The sequence below is a fragment of the Mesorhizobium sp. M7A.F.Ca.ET.027.03.2.1 genome, assembly GCF_003999175.1.
Classification (GTDB): domain Bacteria; phylum Pseudomonadota; class Alphaproteobacteria; order Rhizobiales; family Rhizobiaceae; genus Mesorhizobium.
This window is the reverse complement of the sequence record NZ_RZOM01001820.1, coordinates 1-539: the sequence shown is the minus strand read 5'-3', so window position 1 is coordinate 539 and position 539 is coordinate 1. Positions and strand designations below refer to the sequence as shown.

Here is a 539-nt window from a genome sequence, read left to right as displayed (position 1 = left end):
GACCGGCAGCGTGAATCCCGGGCAAACTGTCTTGTGGATCCAGCTTCATCCGCCGCGGCCTGCCTGCTCGAACTTCACCGCAGACGTGTAACGGCTCAAATCCGTCGGGTCGCCGCAGAGCGGATATTGACGCACCTTCCCGTCGACCAAATGGGCATCCACATGGGAACAAAGCAAATCTCGAGTTCCCCTCTGCAAACAGCCTTAGTCTGGCATTGAGCCTTATTTGAGGACTGCTAAGACTTCAAAGCAAGTTGAGATCGTGCTGAAGCAGGGCTGGCGATCGTGGCGCCGAGCCTTTCCAGAAGCCATTTTGCTTTCTCGACGAGTTCAGCATTGCTCTTCACAAGCTCGGTCTTCGACATGCGGATCGTGTCCTCCATGCCGATCCGTACATGGCCCCCGAGCAGGTAAGCTTGCATCAACATCGGGTAAGCGGCGCGGCCGATGCCGAAGCCTGTCCAGATGGCGTCGCGTGGCAGCATGTTGCGGGCGAACATCATGGTCTCAGGCGTCGTCGCGAAGCCGTATTTCACACC

Annotated in this window: 1 protein-coding gene; it reads right to left on the bottom strand. The window is 57.7% G+C overall.

Translation table 11 applies throughout. From position 1 onward, the window contains the following. Positions 1–236 precede the first annotated feature (236 nt). Positions 237–539, bottom strand: a 303-nt coding sequence (locus EN750_RS38255) for a 3-keto-5-aminohexanoate cleavage protein (protein WP_145968387.1), incomplete at its 5' end; no start/stop codon positions are given.